Genomic DNA, 14,156 nt, shown 5'->3' with positions numbered 1-14,156 from the left:
AGGAAAGTGTGCTGTCGATCACATTTTACAAAAAGGTTAACGCGGGGTTGCTGGCCACATGTTGATGTTTTTACGACGATAAACATGTAAACCAGCAGGACGTGGCCCCGGTAAATTTCGGATCATTCGCTTTGCAACAGAGTGTTAATCAGGCGATGGCGTCCTCTTCCAGACTGAAGCGATACTCTTCTGCTTTCTCAAAAATTGGCTCAGATGACAGACGGGCACGAAAACCCCGGCCTTCCGGCTGGATGACGAACTGCAGTGATTGCGAAAGCGCCACTGATTCATCCTTCGCGTTGGTCCCGATGACCGAATTCGGTGCGAAGGGCGCAATGGCAGCGGCAAATGCTTCTTCCATATCTTCACGGTTTTGATAGTGCTCATCTTCAATGCTGAGCGCACGGTGAATGATCGCGCAGTCGATCATGGTGCCTTGCAGCCAGTAGCATGAAGAAGAATACCCCGCACACCAGGTCAACTTGCTGTCTTCGGTGAAACCCTCGAGTAGCCAGGTTTTGCTACCGGCAAAACAGGAACCCAGCATCAGCCCTTTAATATTGAATTTGCGGGATTTCTCATTAATCTTCGTAAGAATGTGCTTAAGCGAAACATCACCGATATGGGTTTTACTGCCATGTGCTGCAACATAGACGATGGTGTTGTCAAACTTCTGCCGACACAGGCATTCCAGGGCTAAATCGAAACTGGCTTTATTGTAGAAGTTCAGTGAGTAGACCTCGGTATTGCCATGCATCTTCGCAATCCCCTGCACAAACGGCAGCACGGATGAGCGGTTGGCATCGTAATCATCAAGCTTCCACGGTGATTCTAATACCAGAATAGCGTTCTTACTTTTGCTTATTGGCATGAAATATTCCCTTAAGGTAAATTATATTTTGACGGGATTGCTATTGCTGTGAATATGCACTTTTGTCTTATCGGCCAACTCTGCAAATAAGTGTCCAAAATCGACCTTGTTTCGCCACGCTGACAATCGTAATTAAGGGATTCCACTTAATGTCATCGATTCAGATGACACCTCAAAAAACAGGAATCCTCATGAACCTTAACGCGAAGCGTCAGGGCGCTATGCCTTTGTCTTTTCAACAGAGTTGCGAGCAGAAATCCACTATAACAGAACTGGAGGGGTTACTGGAAAGCCGCCATTTCGCGCGGTTGCATATTTGTGAAGGCGGTAATACGGCGATTGTTTATCGTTCGAATTTGAAACAATGTTTGTTCAGGAATGTGCAGTTTAAAAGTTTATTAATTAATCGTTGTTATATTGATGGCGTTTGTTTTGATAATTGCGATATGAAGAATGTCTTTTTTTCACATAGCGTTATTACGCAACCGATCCGATTACGTCATTGCCATCTGGCAGGGATGCGTCTGCTAAATATGCATCTGAAGATGTTTATATTCGAGGAGTGTACCGGTGTCGGGCAGATAATCATTGCCTGACACCGGTCGTCATGCGTAATTAACGCATTGTCACAAACTCTTCTGCCGCAGTAGGGTGGATCGCCACGGTATTATCAAAGTCTTTCTTGGTTGCACCCATTTTCAGCGCCACCGCAAAGCCCTGCAGGATCTCATCCATACCAAAGCCAATGCCGTGAATACCGACGATCTTCTCGTCCGGGCCGACACACACTAATTTCATGCGGCACGGCTGGCGGTGAGTGGTCACAGCGGTATACATGGCGGTGAAAGAGGATTTGTACACTTTCACCTGGTCGTCGCCATACTGCTCGCGCGCCTGCGGCTCGGTTAAGCCGACGGTGCCGATTGGCGGGTGGCTGAAGACCACGGTCGGGATAAGGTTGTAGTCCAGATGCTCATCCGGCTTGTTGTTAAACAAGCGCTCAGAGAGGCGACGGCCTGCGGCAACGGCCACCGGGGTCAACTCGACTGCACCGGTGTTATCACCGACGGCGTAAATCCCCGGCACGCTGGTGTTCTGGAATTTATCGACCGTGATATAGCCTTTCTCGTTGGTCTTCACGCCGGTCGCGGCCAGGTTGAAGTTGTCGTTCGCCGGTTCGCGGCCAATGGCCCAGATCAGGCAATCGACGGTCTGGCTACGGCCATCTTCCAGCTCCAGGGTCAGGCTGCCGTCGGCATTTTTAACCACCGCTTTTGGCACGGCCTGGGTGTGCAGATGCGGGCCTTCGGCGTTCATCACTTCTACCAGCGTCTCAACGATCAGCGGATCGAAGCTGCGCAGCGGGGCATGTTTACGCACAAACAGATGCGCTTCGGCACCGAGACCGTTAATAACGCCTGCCAGCTCAACGGCAATATAGCCCGCGCCAACGACAGCAACGCGTTTTGGCAGGGCAGGCAGTTCAAAGAAACCGTCGGAGTCGATACCGTATTCCGCGCCCGGAATACCCGGGTGGCTCGGACGGCCGCCGGTCGCGATCAGGATGTGATCGGCGGTGATCGTCTCGCCGTTCACTTCAATGGTCTTCGCATCAACGAAACGGGCAAAACCACGGATCACATCGACGTTGTTCTTACCCAGCACGTTGTCGTACGAGGTATGGATGCGGTCAATGTAAGCGGTGCGGCTGGCGATTAACTTATCCCAGTCAAAGTGGTTGATGGTGGTGTCAAACCCGTAATCCGGGCCATACATATGGATAGCCTCACGGATCTGCGCCGCATGCCACATCACCTTTTTCGGTACACAACCGACGTTCACGCAGGTGCCGCCCAGCGCTTTGGCTTCAATCAGCGCGCATTTCTGGCCATACATGGCCGCACGGTTAATCGAGGCGATACCGCCGCTGCCGCCGCCGATAGCGATGTAGTCATAATGCTTTGTCATGGTCTTGTCCTTAATCGTTAATTGCCGCGATTGTATACCGGAAATCAATAGCTTCCACCGATTGCTGCGATTACTCTGGCACGATCCAACTGACGGTGGCATGGCCGATGCCCGTCGGAACCAGCTTCTTGTGCAGCCACGGCAGGACGTTGTTCATCTGCGCTTCGAGCTTCCACGGCGGGTTAACCACGATCATGCCTGAGGCGGTCATGCCGCGCTGGTCGCTGTCCGGACGCACGGCCAGTTCAATCTGCATAATTTTGCGGATGCCGGTCGCTTCCAGGTCTTTGATCATGCGTTTGATTTGCGAACGCAGTACTACCGGATACCACAGTGCATAGGTACCGGTGGCAAAACGTTTGTAGCCTTCATGAATACCGGCGACCACCGCCTGATAATCCGACTTCATTTCATACGGCGGATCGATCAGCACCAGGCCACGACGGGATACCGGCGGTAATTTTGCCTTCAACTGCTGATAGCCGTCGGATTTTTCCACGCGCGCGCGGCTGTCTTTCTGGAATTCAGAGCGCAGCAGCGGGAAATCGCTCGAGTGCAGCTCGGTCAGCTGAATGCTGTCCTGCTCGCGCAGCAGCTGGCGGGCAATCAGCGGCGAGCCCGGGTAGTAGCGCAGCTGTTCGCCGCGGTTGAAATGGTTGATCACGCTGATGTACGGCTCAAGCTCTGCCGGCAGGTCGTCCTGCTGCCAGATACGGCCGATACCTTCGAGGTATTCGCCGGTCCGCTCAGCGTGCTCGCCGCTCAGCTGATAGCGACCTGCGCCGGCATGGGTGTCCAGATAGAGAAACGGTTTATCTTTCTCTTTAAGCGCTTCGATAATCAAGCTCTGAACGGTGTGTTTAAGGACGTCGGCGTGGTTGCCCGCGTGAAAGCTGTGGCGATAACTGAGCATGGGTAGATGAATTCCACTGAGTAAACGATTTTCCACAGTTTACCGCAGAACGGCACAGATTACCCGCAGGCCCGGTAAGCGCCGCGCTACCGGGTATTATTCAGCCGCGTGTGGCATTGAAATTCACTACACTTAACCCCATTCTAGACACAATATGCTCGCGCAGGATGCGCCCTTCATTCACTTATTTAACAGGACAGTGCTTATGACCAATCCATTACTGACGCCTTTTTCGTTGCCGCCGTTTTCCTCCATTCAGCCTGAACATGTCGTGCCAGCCGTCACCAAAGCACTGGACGATTGCCGCTCTGTGGTTGAGAGCGTAGTGGCGCAGGGCGCGCCCTATAGCTGGGAAAATCTGTGTCAGCCGCTGGCGGAAGTCGATGATGTGCTCGGGCGCATCTTCTCCCCGGTAAGCCACCTGAACTCGGTGCAAAACAGCCCGGAACTGCGAGAAGCTTACGAGCAAACCCTGCCGCTGCTGTCGGAGTACAGCACCTGGGTTGGGCAGCACGAAGGGCTGTACCAGGCGTATCGCGATCTGCGCGACGGCGATCATTATGCGACGCTGAATACCGCGCAGAAAAAATCGGTCGATAACGCGCTGCGTGATTTTGAACTGTCGGGCATTGGCCTGGCGAAAGACAAACAGCAGCGCTACGGTGAGATTGCCACGCGTCTGTCTGAACTGGGTAATCAGTACAGCAACAACGTGCTGGATGCCACCATGGGTTGGACCAAACTGGTCACCGACGAGGCCGAACTGGCCGGAATGCCGGAAAGCGCCCTGGCGGCGGCAAAAGCGCAGGCAGAAGCCAAAGAGCAGGAAGGTTACCTGTTGACGCTGGATATCCCGAGCTATCTGCCGGTAATGACCTACTGTGACAACCAGGCTCTGCGCGAAGAGATGTACCGCGCCTACAGCACCCGCGCCTCCGATCAGGGGCCGAATGCCGGTAAATGGGATAACAGCCCGGTGATGGCCGAAATCCTCGCCCTGCGTCACGAGCTGGCGCAGCTGTTAGGCTTTGACAGCTACGCGGATAAATCCCTTGCCACCAAAATGGCCGAGAACCCACAGCAGGTGCTGGATTTCTTAACCGATCTGGCAAAACGCGCCCGTCCACAGGGCGAGAAAGAGCTGGCCCAGCTGCGTGCCTTTGCGAAAGCCGAGTGTGGCGTGGATGACCTGCAGCCGTGGGACATTGCGTACTACAGCGAAAAACAGAAGCAGCATCTCTACAGCATCAGCGACGAGCAGCTGCGCCCGTATTTCCCGGAAAACAAAGCCGTTAACGGCCTGTTTGAAGTGGTCAAACGCATCTATGGCATCACCGCCAAAGAGCGTCACGACGTCGACGTGTGGCACCCGGAGGTGCGTTTCTTCGAGCTGTATGACGAGAAAAACGAACTGCGCGGCAGCTTCTATCTCGATCTGTACGCCCGAGAAAACAAACGTGGCGGCGCCTGGATGGACGACTGTGTCGGCCAGATGCGTAAAGCCGACGGTTCGCTGCAAAAGCCTGTCGCCTACCTGACCTGTAACTTTAACCGTCCGGTGAGCGGCAAACCTGCGCTGTTTACCCACGACGAAGTGATCACCCTGTTCCACGAATTCGGCCACGGTCTGCACCATATGCTGACCCGTATCGAAGCGGCGGGCGTGGCGGGCATCAGCGGCGTGCCGTGGGATGCGGTCGAACTGCCAAGCCAGTTTATGGAAAACTGGTGCTGGGAGCCGGACGCGCTGGCGTTTATCTCCGGCCATTATGAAACCGGCGAACCGCTACCAAAATCGCTGCTGGATAAAATGCTGGAAGCGAAAAACTACCAGGCGGCGATGTTTATTCTGCGCCAGCTGGAGTTCGGCCTGTTCGATTTCCGTCTGCACGCGGAGTTCAGCCCGGAGCAGGGCGCGAAGATCCTCGAAACCCTGGCCGAAATTAAAAAGCAGGTGGCGCTTATTCCTGGCCCGACCTGGGGTCGCTTCCCGCACGCGTTCAGCCATATCTTTGCTGGCGGTTACGCGGCGGGTTACTACAGCTACCTGTGGGCCGACGTGCTGGCGGCAGACGCTTATTCTCGCTTCGAAGAAGAGGGGATTTTCAACCGCGCTACCGGCCAGTCGTTCCTCGACAACATCCTGACGCGCGGCGGTTCCGAAGAGCCGATGGAGCTGTTTAAACGCTTCCGTGGCCGTGAACCGCAGCTGGATGCGATGCTGGAACATTACGGAATCAAGGGCTGATCGTTGTTGTGAAAATCTGCTTAGTAGATGAAACAGGCGCCGGAGACGGCGCCTTATCTGTTCTTGCTGCCCGCTGGGGACTGGAGCACGACGCCGATAACCTGATGGCGTTGGTGATGACCCCGACGCATCTGGAGCTGCGCAAGTGCGACGAGCCCAAACTCGGCGGCATTTTTGTTGATTTTGTCGGTGGGGCGATGGCGCACCGACGCAAGTTCGGCGGCGGTCGCGGTGAAGCGGTCGCGAAGGCAGTTGGCGTGAAGGGGAGCTATCTGCCCGACGTGGTCGACGCTACGGCAGGGTTAGGACGCGATGCGTTTGTGCTGGCCTCTGTCGGCTGTCGGGTGCGGATGCTGGAGCGCAACCCGGTGGTCGCGGCTTTACTGGATGACGGTCTCGCCCGCGGCTATGCCGACCCGGAAATTGGCCGCTGGTTGCAGGAGCGGTTGCAGCTGATCCACGCCTCCAGCCTGACGGCGTTAACGGATATCACCCCGCGCCCGCAGGTGGTTTATCTTGACCCGATGTTCCCGCATAAGCAGAAAAGCGCGCTGGTGAAAAAAGAGATGCGGGTATTTCAGTCGCTGGTGGGCCCGGATCTGGATGCTGACGGATTACTGGAGCCTGCACGACAGCTGGCGACAAAGCGTGTTGTGGTTAAACGTCCGGATTACGCCCCGCCGCTGGCGGAGGTTGCAACGACTAATGCGGTGGTCACCAAAGGCCACCGGTTTGATATTTATCCAGGAACGCCGGAGTAGTGCGGTTTGGGCCCTCTCCCCGCGGGGAGAGGGAATAATCATTACTCGTCTTCTTCGTCGCGCAGCGGCACAATCAACATATCCACGTGGACGGTGTTGATCAGCTGACGCGCTGACGACATCAGCTTGCTCCAGAAATCCTGGTGATGACCGCAAACCACCAGATCCATATCGTATTTCTTAATTGCATCGACCAGCACCTGGCCGAGGTCACCGCTGCCGCTCAGGGTCTCCGTAATCGGATAACCGGCATTGGTGGACAGTTCGCTCAGGGCCTGATGTGTCTCTTCGGAGATGCGCTTTTGCATATCGCCAAGATTGACGTCGATAAGGCCGGTATAGAGATCAGAGTAATTAACGTCCACGTGAATCAGGGAAACTTTCGCATTGTACGGACGTGCCATGGATACGGCTTTATCAACCAGCACTTTGCTCTCCGGGGAGAGGTCAACCGCGATGAGAATGTGTTTATACGCCATAGTGTTACTCCTTCCTTAAGTGATCGATGACCCATGCGTGTAGCAGTTGTCTGTGCATTCATTACGGCCCAGTTGAACAAAATTTTCAAGCTCTGGAGTTGATAACGAATAACCATGTGGCAAAAAAATTAACGGATCTCCTACACTATTGAATAAGCCGGTCGGATATTAAAATGTGAAACCGATCGGTTTTTGTGTCTCTCTTTCACTGAACCGTCTGTCAGGGCATGGGTGCGGTAGTCCCGGGGCATTGCTCCGTGGGCGGACGCCGGGGAGGAAGTATGATTAGCACCGTCGCATTGTTTTGGGCGTTATGTGTGGTTTGCATCGTGAATATGGCGCGTTATTTCTCATCTTTGCGCGCGCTATTAGTGGTACTTCGTGGCTGCGATCCGCTGTTGTATCAATATGTAGATGGGGGCGGCTTTTTCACCTCGCATGGACAGCCCAGCAAACAGATGCGCCTGGTATGGTATATCTACGCCCAGCGCTATCGCGATCATCATGATGATGAATTTATCCGTCGCTGCGAGCGTCTGCGCCGTCAGTTTATCTTGACCAGCGCCCTGTGCGGCCTGGTGGTGGTGAGCATGGTTGCTCTCCTCATCTGGCATTGAGCACAAAAAAAAGCGGGCCAGTTTCCTGACCCGCTTTTCTCTTTCTCTGCCTGCGATTACAAGAACTGCAGGGAGATCCAGTACAGTCCGCCTGACAGCAGGATGGACGCCGGAAGGGTGAAGACCCAGGCCATCAGGATGCTGGTGACGGTTTTGCGTTGCAGACCACCGCCATCAACCAGCATGGTACCTGCCACGGATGATGAGAGGACGTGGGTAGTCGACACCGGCATACCGGTATAGCTTGCCAGACCGATAGATACAGCGGCTGTCATCTGCGCGGACATACCCTGCGCATACGTCATGCCTTTCTTACCGATCTTCTCGCCGATAGTCGTTGCGACGCGACGCCAGCCAATCATCGTACCGATACCCAGAGCCAGCGCGACCGCCATGATGATCCAGATTGGCGCGTACTCAATGGTATTCAGCATGTCGACTTTCAGCTTCTTCAGCAGACGCTTGTCGTCAGCGTTAACTTCAGGCAGCTTGGCCACCTTGTCAGTCACATCCGAAATGCACAGCATGATGCGGCGCAGCTGGCCACGTTGCTCAACGGACAGTTTGTCGTAGCTTTCGATATCCGTCAGCATGCCTTTGGCACGTTCCAGCGCATTGACTGCGTTAGCCGGGTGACAATGGAACTCGCCAGGTGCAGTGGTTGCGCCCGCTTCCGGAGACGGGATCAGCTGATCCACACCGGTCACTTTCTTCAGCAAATCGGGACGCTGTTGAAAGTAAGTTTCCACGTTGTTGACCGCATCACGGGTACGGGTAATTTCGTAGCCGGAGGCATTCATATTCACCACGAAGCCCGCAGGGGCCACGCCAATCAGTACCAGCATGACCAGACCAATGCCTTTCTGACCGTCGTTCGCGCCGTGAGAGAAGGCCACACCGATAGCAGAAATGATCAGGGCAATACGCGTCCAGAATGGCGGCTTTTTCTTGCCGTCTTTCTTTTCACGCTCAGCAGGCGTCAGGTGGATACGGGCGCGTTTTTTGGTACCGCTCCAGTAACGACGCAGCAGGAAAATCAGCCCCCCTGCAACGACCAGACCGACGATCGGAGAAATAATCAGGGAACCAAAAATACCAATGACTTTAGGAATGTTCAGCGCATCAACCACCGACGTACCGGTCAACAGCGCATTGGTTAAACCAATACCGATGATGGCGCCGATCAGGGTGTGAGAACTGGATGCCGGCAGGCCGAAATACCAGGTACCGAGGTTCCAGATAATTGCAGCAAACAGCAAGGAGAACACCATAGCAAGGCCATGGCCGGAGCTGACATTCAACAGTAGATCCGTTGGCAGCATATGCACGATGGCGTAGGCTACGCTCAGACCTCCAAGAAGAACGCCAAAGAAGTTAAACACCGCCGCCATCACCACCGCAACTTGCGATCGTAAAGCACGTGTGTAGATTACGGTTGCCACTGCGTTTGCAGTGTCATGGAAGCCGTTGATTGCTTCGTAAAACAATACAAAGACCAGAGCAAGCACTAGTAATAGCCCGGTATGTAAATCCAGGCCGGCAAACAAATGTAGCATAGGACGTTACGCCATCTTGAGGACATGAACGCGGCGCATTATCCAGGACAAATGCGCAACGGGCAAAGTGAAATATAGACTTTTTTTCAAATCCCTACCTAACTTAGCGCGGTAGTAAAACAATTATATTTTATATTTCAAGTAAATAAATATGATCATGGATAATGCACTGGTGCGATTCTTGATGAAACTTTACAATTCGCGCCCTTAAAACAAGAGGATCGAGACGTGGAAAAGTATGATGCCATTGTAATTGGCGCCGGTGCAGCGGGATTATTCTGTGCGGCGATGGCCGGACAGGCGGGGCGCCGGGTTCTGCTGCTCGATAACGGCAAAAAGGCGGGCCGTAAAATCCTGATGTCGGGCGGCGGGCGCTGCAACTTTACTAATCTTTATATCGAACCCGCGGCCTATCTCAGCCAAAACCGCCATTTTTGCAAATCTGCCCTTGCACGCTACACCCAGTGGGACTTTATCGACATTGTGGGCAAGCACGGTATCGCCTGGCACGAGAAAACGCTGGGCCAGCTTTTTTGTGATGATTCCGCGCAACAAATCGTCGATATGCTGCTGGCGGAGTGTGAAAAAGGCCAGGTTACCCTGCGATTACGCAGCGAAGTGCTGGATGTGGCCCGTGACGAGACGGGATACACCTTAGCGCTGAATGGCGAAACGGTGAGCACCCCCAATCTGGTGATCGCCAGCGGCGGGCTCTCGATGCCGGGGCTGGGGGCAACGCCTTTCGGCTATAAAATTGCCGAACAGTTTGGTTTGAAGGTGCTGCCGACCCGCGCCGGGCTGGTGCCGTTCACGCTGCATAAACCGCTGCTGGAACAGCTGCAAACGCTTTCTGGCGTTTCGGTGCCGTCGGTGATCACCGCCGAAGACGGGACGGTGTTCCGGGAAAACCTGCTGTTTACCCATCGCGGCCTGTCCGGCCCGGCAGTGCTGCAAATTTCCAGCTACTGGCAGCCGGGTGAGTTCGTCAGCGTCAACTTAGTGCCTGACTGCGATCTGGAGAGCTTCCTCGACGCGCAGCGTGCGGAGCATCCTAACCAGAGCTTGAAAAACACGTTGGCGATGCAACTGCCGAAGCGGCTGGTGGAGTGTCTGCAGCTGCTGGGTCAAATCCCGGACGTGTCGCTGAAGCAGCTCAACAGCCGCGATCAGCAAACGCTGGTGGAAACGTTGAGCGCCTGGCGCGTGCAGCCAAACGGTACCGAAGGGTATCGCACGGCGGAAGTGACGCTGGGCGGCGTCGATACTCATGAACTCTCCTCGCGCACCATGGAAGCGCGTAACGTGCCGGGGCTGTTCTTTATCGGCGAAGTGATGGACGTTACCGGTTGGCTCGGCGGCTACAACTTCCAGTGGGCCTGGGCGAGTGCATGGGCCTGCGCACAGGAGCTGGCGGTCAGAGGATAAAAAAGCGTTATCAGGCGTTATCGTCAGAAGCAGATCCGCTATGCTTCAACCATTGCGCCTTCCTCACTGCCTGCGGCTCTGCGAGTACCCGATATGCTGCTTTTGAGCGTGACAACGTTGATCACCCTGACGGTCATCATTCATTCGACGTGGATGTTTATTGTCCTCAAGTACATTAACCTCGGCGTTGAATCGGTGATCCGCATTGTCTGCCGCAATGTCGCCATCGTCATTTCCGTGCTGTTTGCCCATCTGATTGAAGCCAGCCTGTTTGCCGGTTTTTACTGGTACGTCAAGGCGCTACCGGACTGGAATACCAGCTTCTACTTCTCGCTGGTCAGCTACGCCACCGTCGGGTATGGCGATGTCACCCTGCCGGAGCACTGGCGGCTGGTCGGCGGGGTCGAAGGGTTGGTCGGGGCGCTGATGGTCGGCTGGTCGGTCGCGGTGCTGGTGGCCGTCCTGCAGCGCCTGCGTGGCATGAGCCAATAAACCCCCCACCCGCCGATGGCAGAACCGCATTGATGTGAGGTAAAATGCACAACCTTGCGCGGGTACAGCCTGCGCCGGGTTTTACTTCTTAAGGGGAGAAGACTGCCGACAGTCCCCCCTTTTCTTCACTGGCTTCGCCAGTCTGCATGGTTTGTATTTTGTCTTCTAAAAGGGTTGTGTATGGCATCTGCTCATCTCGGTTTCCCGACGGAAACCGTTGTTGTCTTCGTGGTTATGGCGGTAGGGGCGATGTTTATCGACCTCTTTATGCACCGTCACAACAAACCGATTTCGCTGAAAAGCGCGTCGCTCTGGTCGATCTTCTGGGTCATGACCGCGATGGCCTTCGCCGGGTTCCTGTATGTTCACCACGGTGCGGAAGTGGCAAGCCTGTTCCTCACCGGTTATGCGCTGGAAGAGGTGCTGTCGGTCGATAACCTGTTTGTGATGATGGCGATCTTTGCCTGGTTTGGCGTGCCGGATCAGTATCGTCATCGGGTGCTCTACTGGGGCGTGATTGGCGCCATCGTGTTCCGCGGGATTTTCGTGGCTATCGGCACCAGCCTGCTGAGTCTGGGGCCGTATGTCGAAGTGGTCTTTGCCCTGATCGTGGCCTGGACGGCGGTGATGATGCTCAAGCGCGGCGAAGAGCAGGATGCAATTGAGGATTACTCCCAGCATCTGGCGTACCGGGCGGTAAAGCGCTTCTACCCGATCTGGCCAAAAATCACCGGCCACGCTTTCCTGTTAAGCCAGAAAGAGGTTGATGTAGAACTGGCGAAGCCAGAGAACCAGGACGTAATGGTTGGGCGGGTGAAGAAGGCGAAGCGCTATGCCACGCCGCTGCTGCTCTGCGTGGCGGTGGTTGAGCTGTCAGACGTGATGTTTGCGTTTGACTCGGTGCCAGCGATTATCGCCGTCAGCCGCGAACCGCTGATTATCTACAGCGCGATGATGTTCGCGATCCTCGGCCTGCGTACGCTTTACTTCGTGCTGGAAGCGCTGAAGCAGTATCTGGTGCATCTGGAGAAAGCGGTGATCGCGCTGCTGTTCTTCGTGGCGTTCAAGCTTGGCCTGAATGCCACGGATCACTTCTGGCATCACGGCTATGGCATCGGTGCCACGGCGAGTCTGTTAGTGGTGCTGGGCGTGCTGGCCGCCGGGATTGTGGCGAGCCTGCTGTTCCCGGGTAAACGCGAAGCCTGATGGCTTTTGCGGGGCGGTAGGCCGGGTCAGGCGAAGCCGCCGCCCGGCGCATTTTACAGCTTGATCGGTGAATTACGGCGCGCGCGCGGGTGATGGAAATGACGCCAGTGCGGATCCTGTGCCGCGGCCAGCAGCTCATGATCCCCGCGCGTATCGCCCCAGGCGCGCAGATGGTAGTTCGTCAAGCTGCCGTAAACGTGTTCCAGCCTTGAGACCTTCTGCCCGCAGCGGCAGTTATGGCCGGTGATCCGGCCGGTCAGCTTGCCGTTTTTCACTTCCAGCTGGGTGCCGATAAGCTTAATGCCGAGCTTGTCGGCAAACGGCTGCAACACCAGCGCCGGTGACGCAGAACAGATCGTCACTTCGGCCCCGGAGTTCACTTCCGTCGCCACCGCAATCACGCCTGCCGGGCGCATCAGCCTGGCCCAGTATTTTTCACAGAACAGATCCGCCTGCTGGCGCAGCCAACGCTCATCCACGCCGGTCAGGAAGGTCTTGATCAGCACCTCTTTAAGCTCGTCACGGGTCAGCTTACGGCGCACGCAGTGCAGCGTGGGCAGGGCCATCCGCACCAGACGGCCGGCAAAATAGCGTTTACCGAACGCAAAGCGTAAGAAAGGGATAAAACTGTCGTGATGCGTCAGCGTGCCGTCAAAATCAAAAACAGAAAGCACACTGGATTTTGCTACTGCCTCATCGGCAATCATATTGGTCATAACGTGATCTTAGCTGGAAGACATATTCTGCCCGTCAGTTTACCTGCTTTGAGGCCAGATGCCACCCGCCAGAGGGCGGGCGGCTTGCCCGCTAGATAATATCGTCTATCACGCCGCCATCGACGCGCAGCGCCGCGCCGGAGGTGGCGGAGGCCTGCGGTGAACAGACGTAAACCACCATGTTTGCCACCTCATCGACCGTGGCGGCACGCTGGATCACCGAGCTCGGGCGATGAGCCATCACAAACTCTTTCGCCAGCGTCTCCAGCGATTTGCCGGTTTTCTCGATCTCGTCTTTCATCATTTCGGCAAAGCCGTCAGACATCGTCGGGCCGGGCAATACGCTGTTGACGGTGACGCCGCTCCCGGCGACAAATTTCGCCAGCCCGCGTGCCAGCGACAGCTGGGCGGTTTTGGTCACCCCGTAGTGGATCATGTCCGCCGGGATGTTGCAGGCCGACTCCGAGGAGATAAACACCACCCGGCCCCAGCCTTTTTGCACCATGCCGGGCAGCAGGGCGCGGGACAGGCGCACCCCGGACATCACGTTGGTTTGCCAGTAGTTATCCCAGGTCTCGTCGGCGGTGGTGTAAAAATCTTCGGGTCCGTAGATCCCGGCGTTGTTCACCAGGATATCGACGTCGGACGCCACTTTCAGTAGCGCTTCCACGCCTTCAGGGGTGCTGAGATCGGCAATCGCCGCCCGCAGCTGACTGCCGGGCAGCGATTGCTGGAGATGCTGAATGCCCCGGTTGACCGAGTCGATGCTGCGCCCGTTGAGGATCACCTCTGCGCCGCTCTCCGCCAGCCCTCTGGCGATAGCGAAGCCGATACCGCCGGTGGAGGCGGTGACCAACGCTACTTTTCCCGTAAGATCGATTTTCATGGTCTGCTCCATGTTGTT

14 protein-coding genes are annotated in these 14,156 nt (G+C 55.7%); 7 read left to right on the top strand and 7 right to left on the bottom strand.

The features are described 5' to 3' along the window. Window positions 1-148: 148 nt before the first annotated feature. Window positions 149-871 (bottom strand): hypothetical protein, encoded by a 723-nt coding sequence (locus tag M8014_RS12010; protein WP_271282664.1) that lies wholly within the window; start codon window positions 869-871, stop codon window positions 149-151. Window positions 872-1,062: 191 nt separating this feature from the next. Here M8014_RS12010 and M8014_RS12005 point away from each other — a divergent pair, with 191 nt between their 5' ends. Next, entirely contained in the window at window positions 1,063-1,467 is a 405-nt protein-coding gene (locus M8014_RS12005; protein ID WP_271282663.1) for a hypothetical protein, read from the top strand. Between the two features lie 19 nt (window positions 1,468-1,486). On the opposite strand, the gene gorA is transcribed toward M8014_RS12005, so the two are convergent. Both gorA and M8014_RS11995 read right to left on the bottom strand, forming a co-directional pair. Further along, on the bottom strand, window positions 1,487-2,839 hold the full coding sequence (gene gorA, locus M8014_RS12000; RefSeq protein ID WP_271282662.1) for a glutathione-disulfide reductase: 1,353 nt from the start codon (window positions 2,837-2,839) through the stop codon (window positions 1,487-1,489). Between the two features lie 70 nt (window positions 2,840-2,909). Continuing rightward, entirely contained in the window at window positions 2,910-3,752 is an 843-nt protein-coding gene (locus M8014_RS11995) for a 23S rRNA (adenine(2030)-N(6))-methyltransferase RlmJ (RefSeq protein WP_271282661.1), read from the bottom strand. A 205-nt stretch (window positions 3,753-3,957) separates the two neighbouring features. Here M8014_RS11995 and prlC point away from each other — a divergent pair, with 205 nt between their 5' ends. Both prlC and rsmJ read left to right on the top strand, forming a co-directional pair. Continuing rightward, window positions 3,958-6,000, top strand: coding sequence for an oligopeptidase A (prlC, locus tag M8014_RS11990; protein ID WP_271282660.1), 2,043 nt, complete (start codon window positions 3,958-3,960; stop codon window positions 5,998-6,000). An 8-nt stretch (window positions 6,001-6,008) separates the two neighbouring features. Beyond that, on the top strand, window positions 6,009-6,761 hold the full coding sequence (gene rsmJ, locus M8014_RS11985; protein WP_271282659.1) for a 16S rRNA (guanine(1516)-N(2))-methyltransferase RsmJ: 753 nt from the start codon (window positions 6,009-6,011) through the stop codon (window positions 6,759-6,761). A gap of 41 nt (window positions 6,762-6,802) precedes the next feature. Here rsmJ and uspA read toward each other — a convergent pair whose 3' ends face one another. Next, window positions 6,803-7,240, bottom strand: coding sequence for a universal stress protein UspA (uspA, locus tag M8014_RS11980; protein ID WP_271266014.1), 438 nt, complete (start codon window positions 7,238-7,240; stop codon window positions 6,803-6,805). Window positions 7,241-7,521: 281 nt separating this feature from the next. Between uspA and uspB the strand changes: the two genes are divergently transcribed. Continuing rightward, window positions 7,522-7,857, top strand: coding sequence for a universal stress protein UspB (uspB, locus tag M8014_RS11975; RefSeq protein ID WP_106995298.1), 336 nt, complete (start codon window positions 7,522-7,524; stop codon window positions 7,855-7,857). A gap of 56 nt (window positions 7,858-7,913) precedes the next feature. Here the strand turns inward: uspB and pitA are convergent, their stop codons facing one another. Then, window positions 7,914-9,413, bottom strand: coding sequence for an inorganic phosphate transporter PitA (gene pitA, locus M8014_RS11970; RefSeq protein ID WP_271282658.1), 1,500 nt, complete (start codon window positions 9,411-9,413; stop codon window positions 7,914-7,916). Between the two features lie 228 nt (window positions 9,414-9,641). On the opposite strand from pitA, the gene M8014_RS11965 reads away from it, so the two are divergent. The 3 genes from M8014_RS11965 to M8014_RS11955 all read left to right on the top strand — a co-directional run bounded on the left by M8014_RS11965 (window position 9,642) and on the right by M8014_RS11955 (window position 12,536). Continuing rightward, window positions 9,642-10,838, top strand: a complete 1,197-nt coding sequence (locus tag M8014_RS11965; protein WP_271282657.1) for a BaiN/RdsA family NAD(P)/FAD-dependent oxidoreductase — start codon at window positions 9,642-9,644, stop codon at window positions 10,836-10,838. Between the two features lie 93 nt (window positions 10,839-10,931). Continuing rightward, window positions 10,932-11,330, top strand: a complete 399-nt coding sequence (locus M8014_RS11960; protein ID WP_271282656.1) for a potassium channel family protein — start codon at window positions 10,932-10,934, stop codon at window positions 11,328-11,330. A 180-nt stretch (window positions 11,331-11,510) separates the two neighbouring features. Continuing rightward, window positions 11,511-12,536 carry a TerC/Alx family metal homeostasis membrane protein gene (locus M8014_RS11955; protein WP_271282655.1) on the top strand — a complete coding sequence of 342 codons (1,026 nt, stop codon included), beginning with the start codon at window positions 11,511-11,513 and terminating at the stop codon, window positions 12,534-12,536. Between the two features lie 53 nt (window positions 12,537-12,589). Here the strand turns inward: M8014_RS11955 and M8014_RS11950 are convergent, their stop codons facing one another. Together M8014_RS11950 and M8014_RS11945 are read right to left on the bottom strand one after the other, a co-directional pair. After that, entirely contained in the window at window positions 12,590-13,252 is a 663-nt protein-coding gene (locus M8014_RS11950) for an HAD family hydrolase (protein WP_271282654.1), read from the bottom strand. A 91-nt stretch (window positions 13,253-13,343) separates the two neighbouring features. After that, window positions 13,344-14,138 carry an SDR family NAD(P)-dependent oxidoreductase gene (locus M8014_RS11945; protein ID WP_271282653.1) on the bottom strand — a complete coding sequence of 265 codons (795 nt, stop codon included), beginning with the start codon at window positions 14,136-14,138 and terminating at the stop codon, window positions 13,344-13,346. Window positions 14,139-14,156 lie beyond the last annotated feature (18 nt).

Source organism: Silvania hatchlandensis, assembly GCF_025564065.1.
Lineage (GTDB): Bacteria > Pseudomonadota > Gammaproteobacteria > Enterobacterales > Enterobacteriaceae > Enterobacter > Enterobacter hatchlandensis.
The sequence above is the reverse complement of the archived record's forward strand: the minus strand, read 5'-3'. Positions and strand labels throughout refer to the sequence as shown.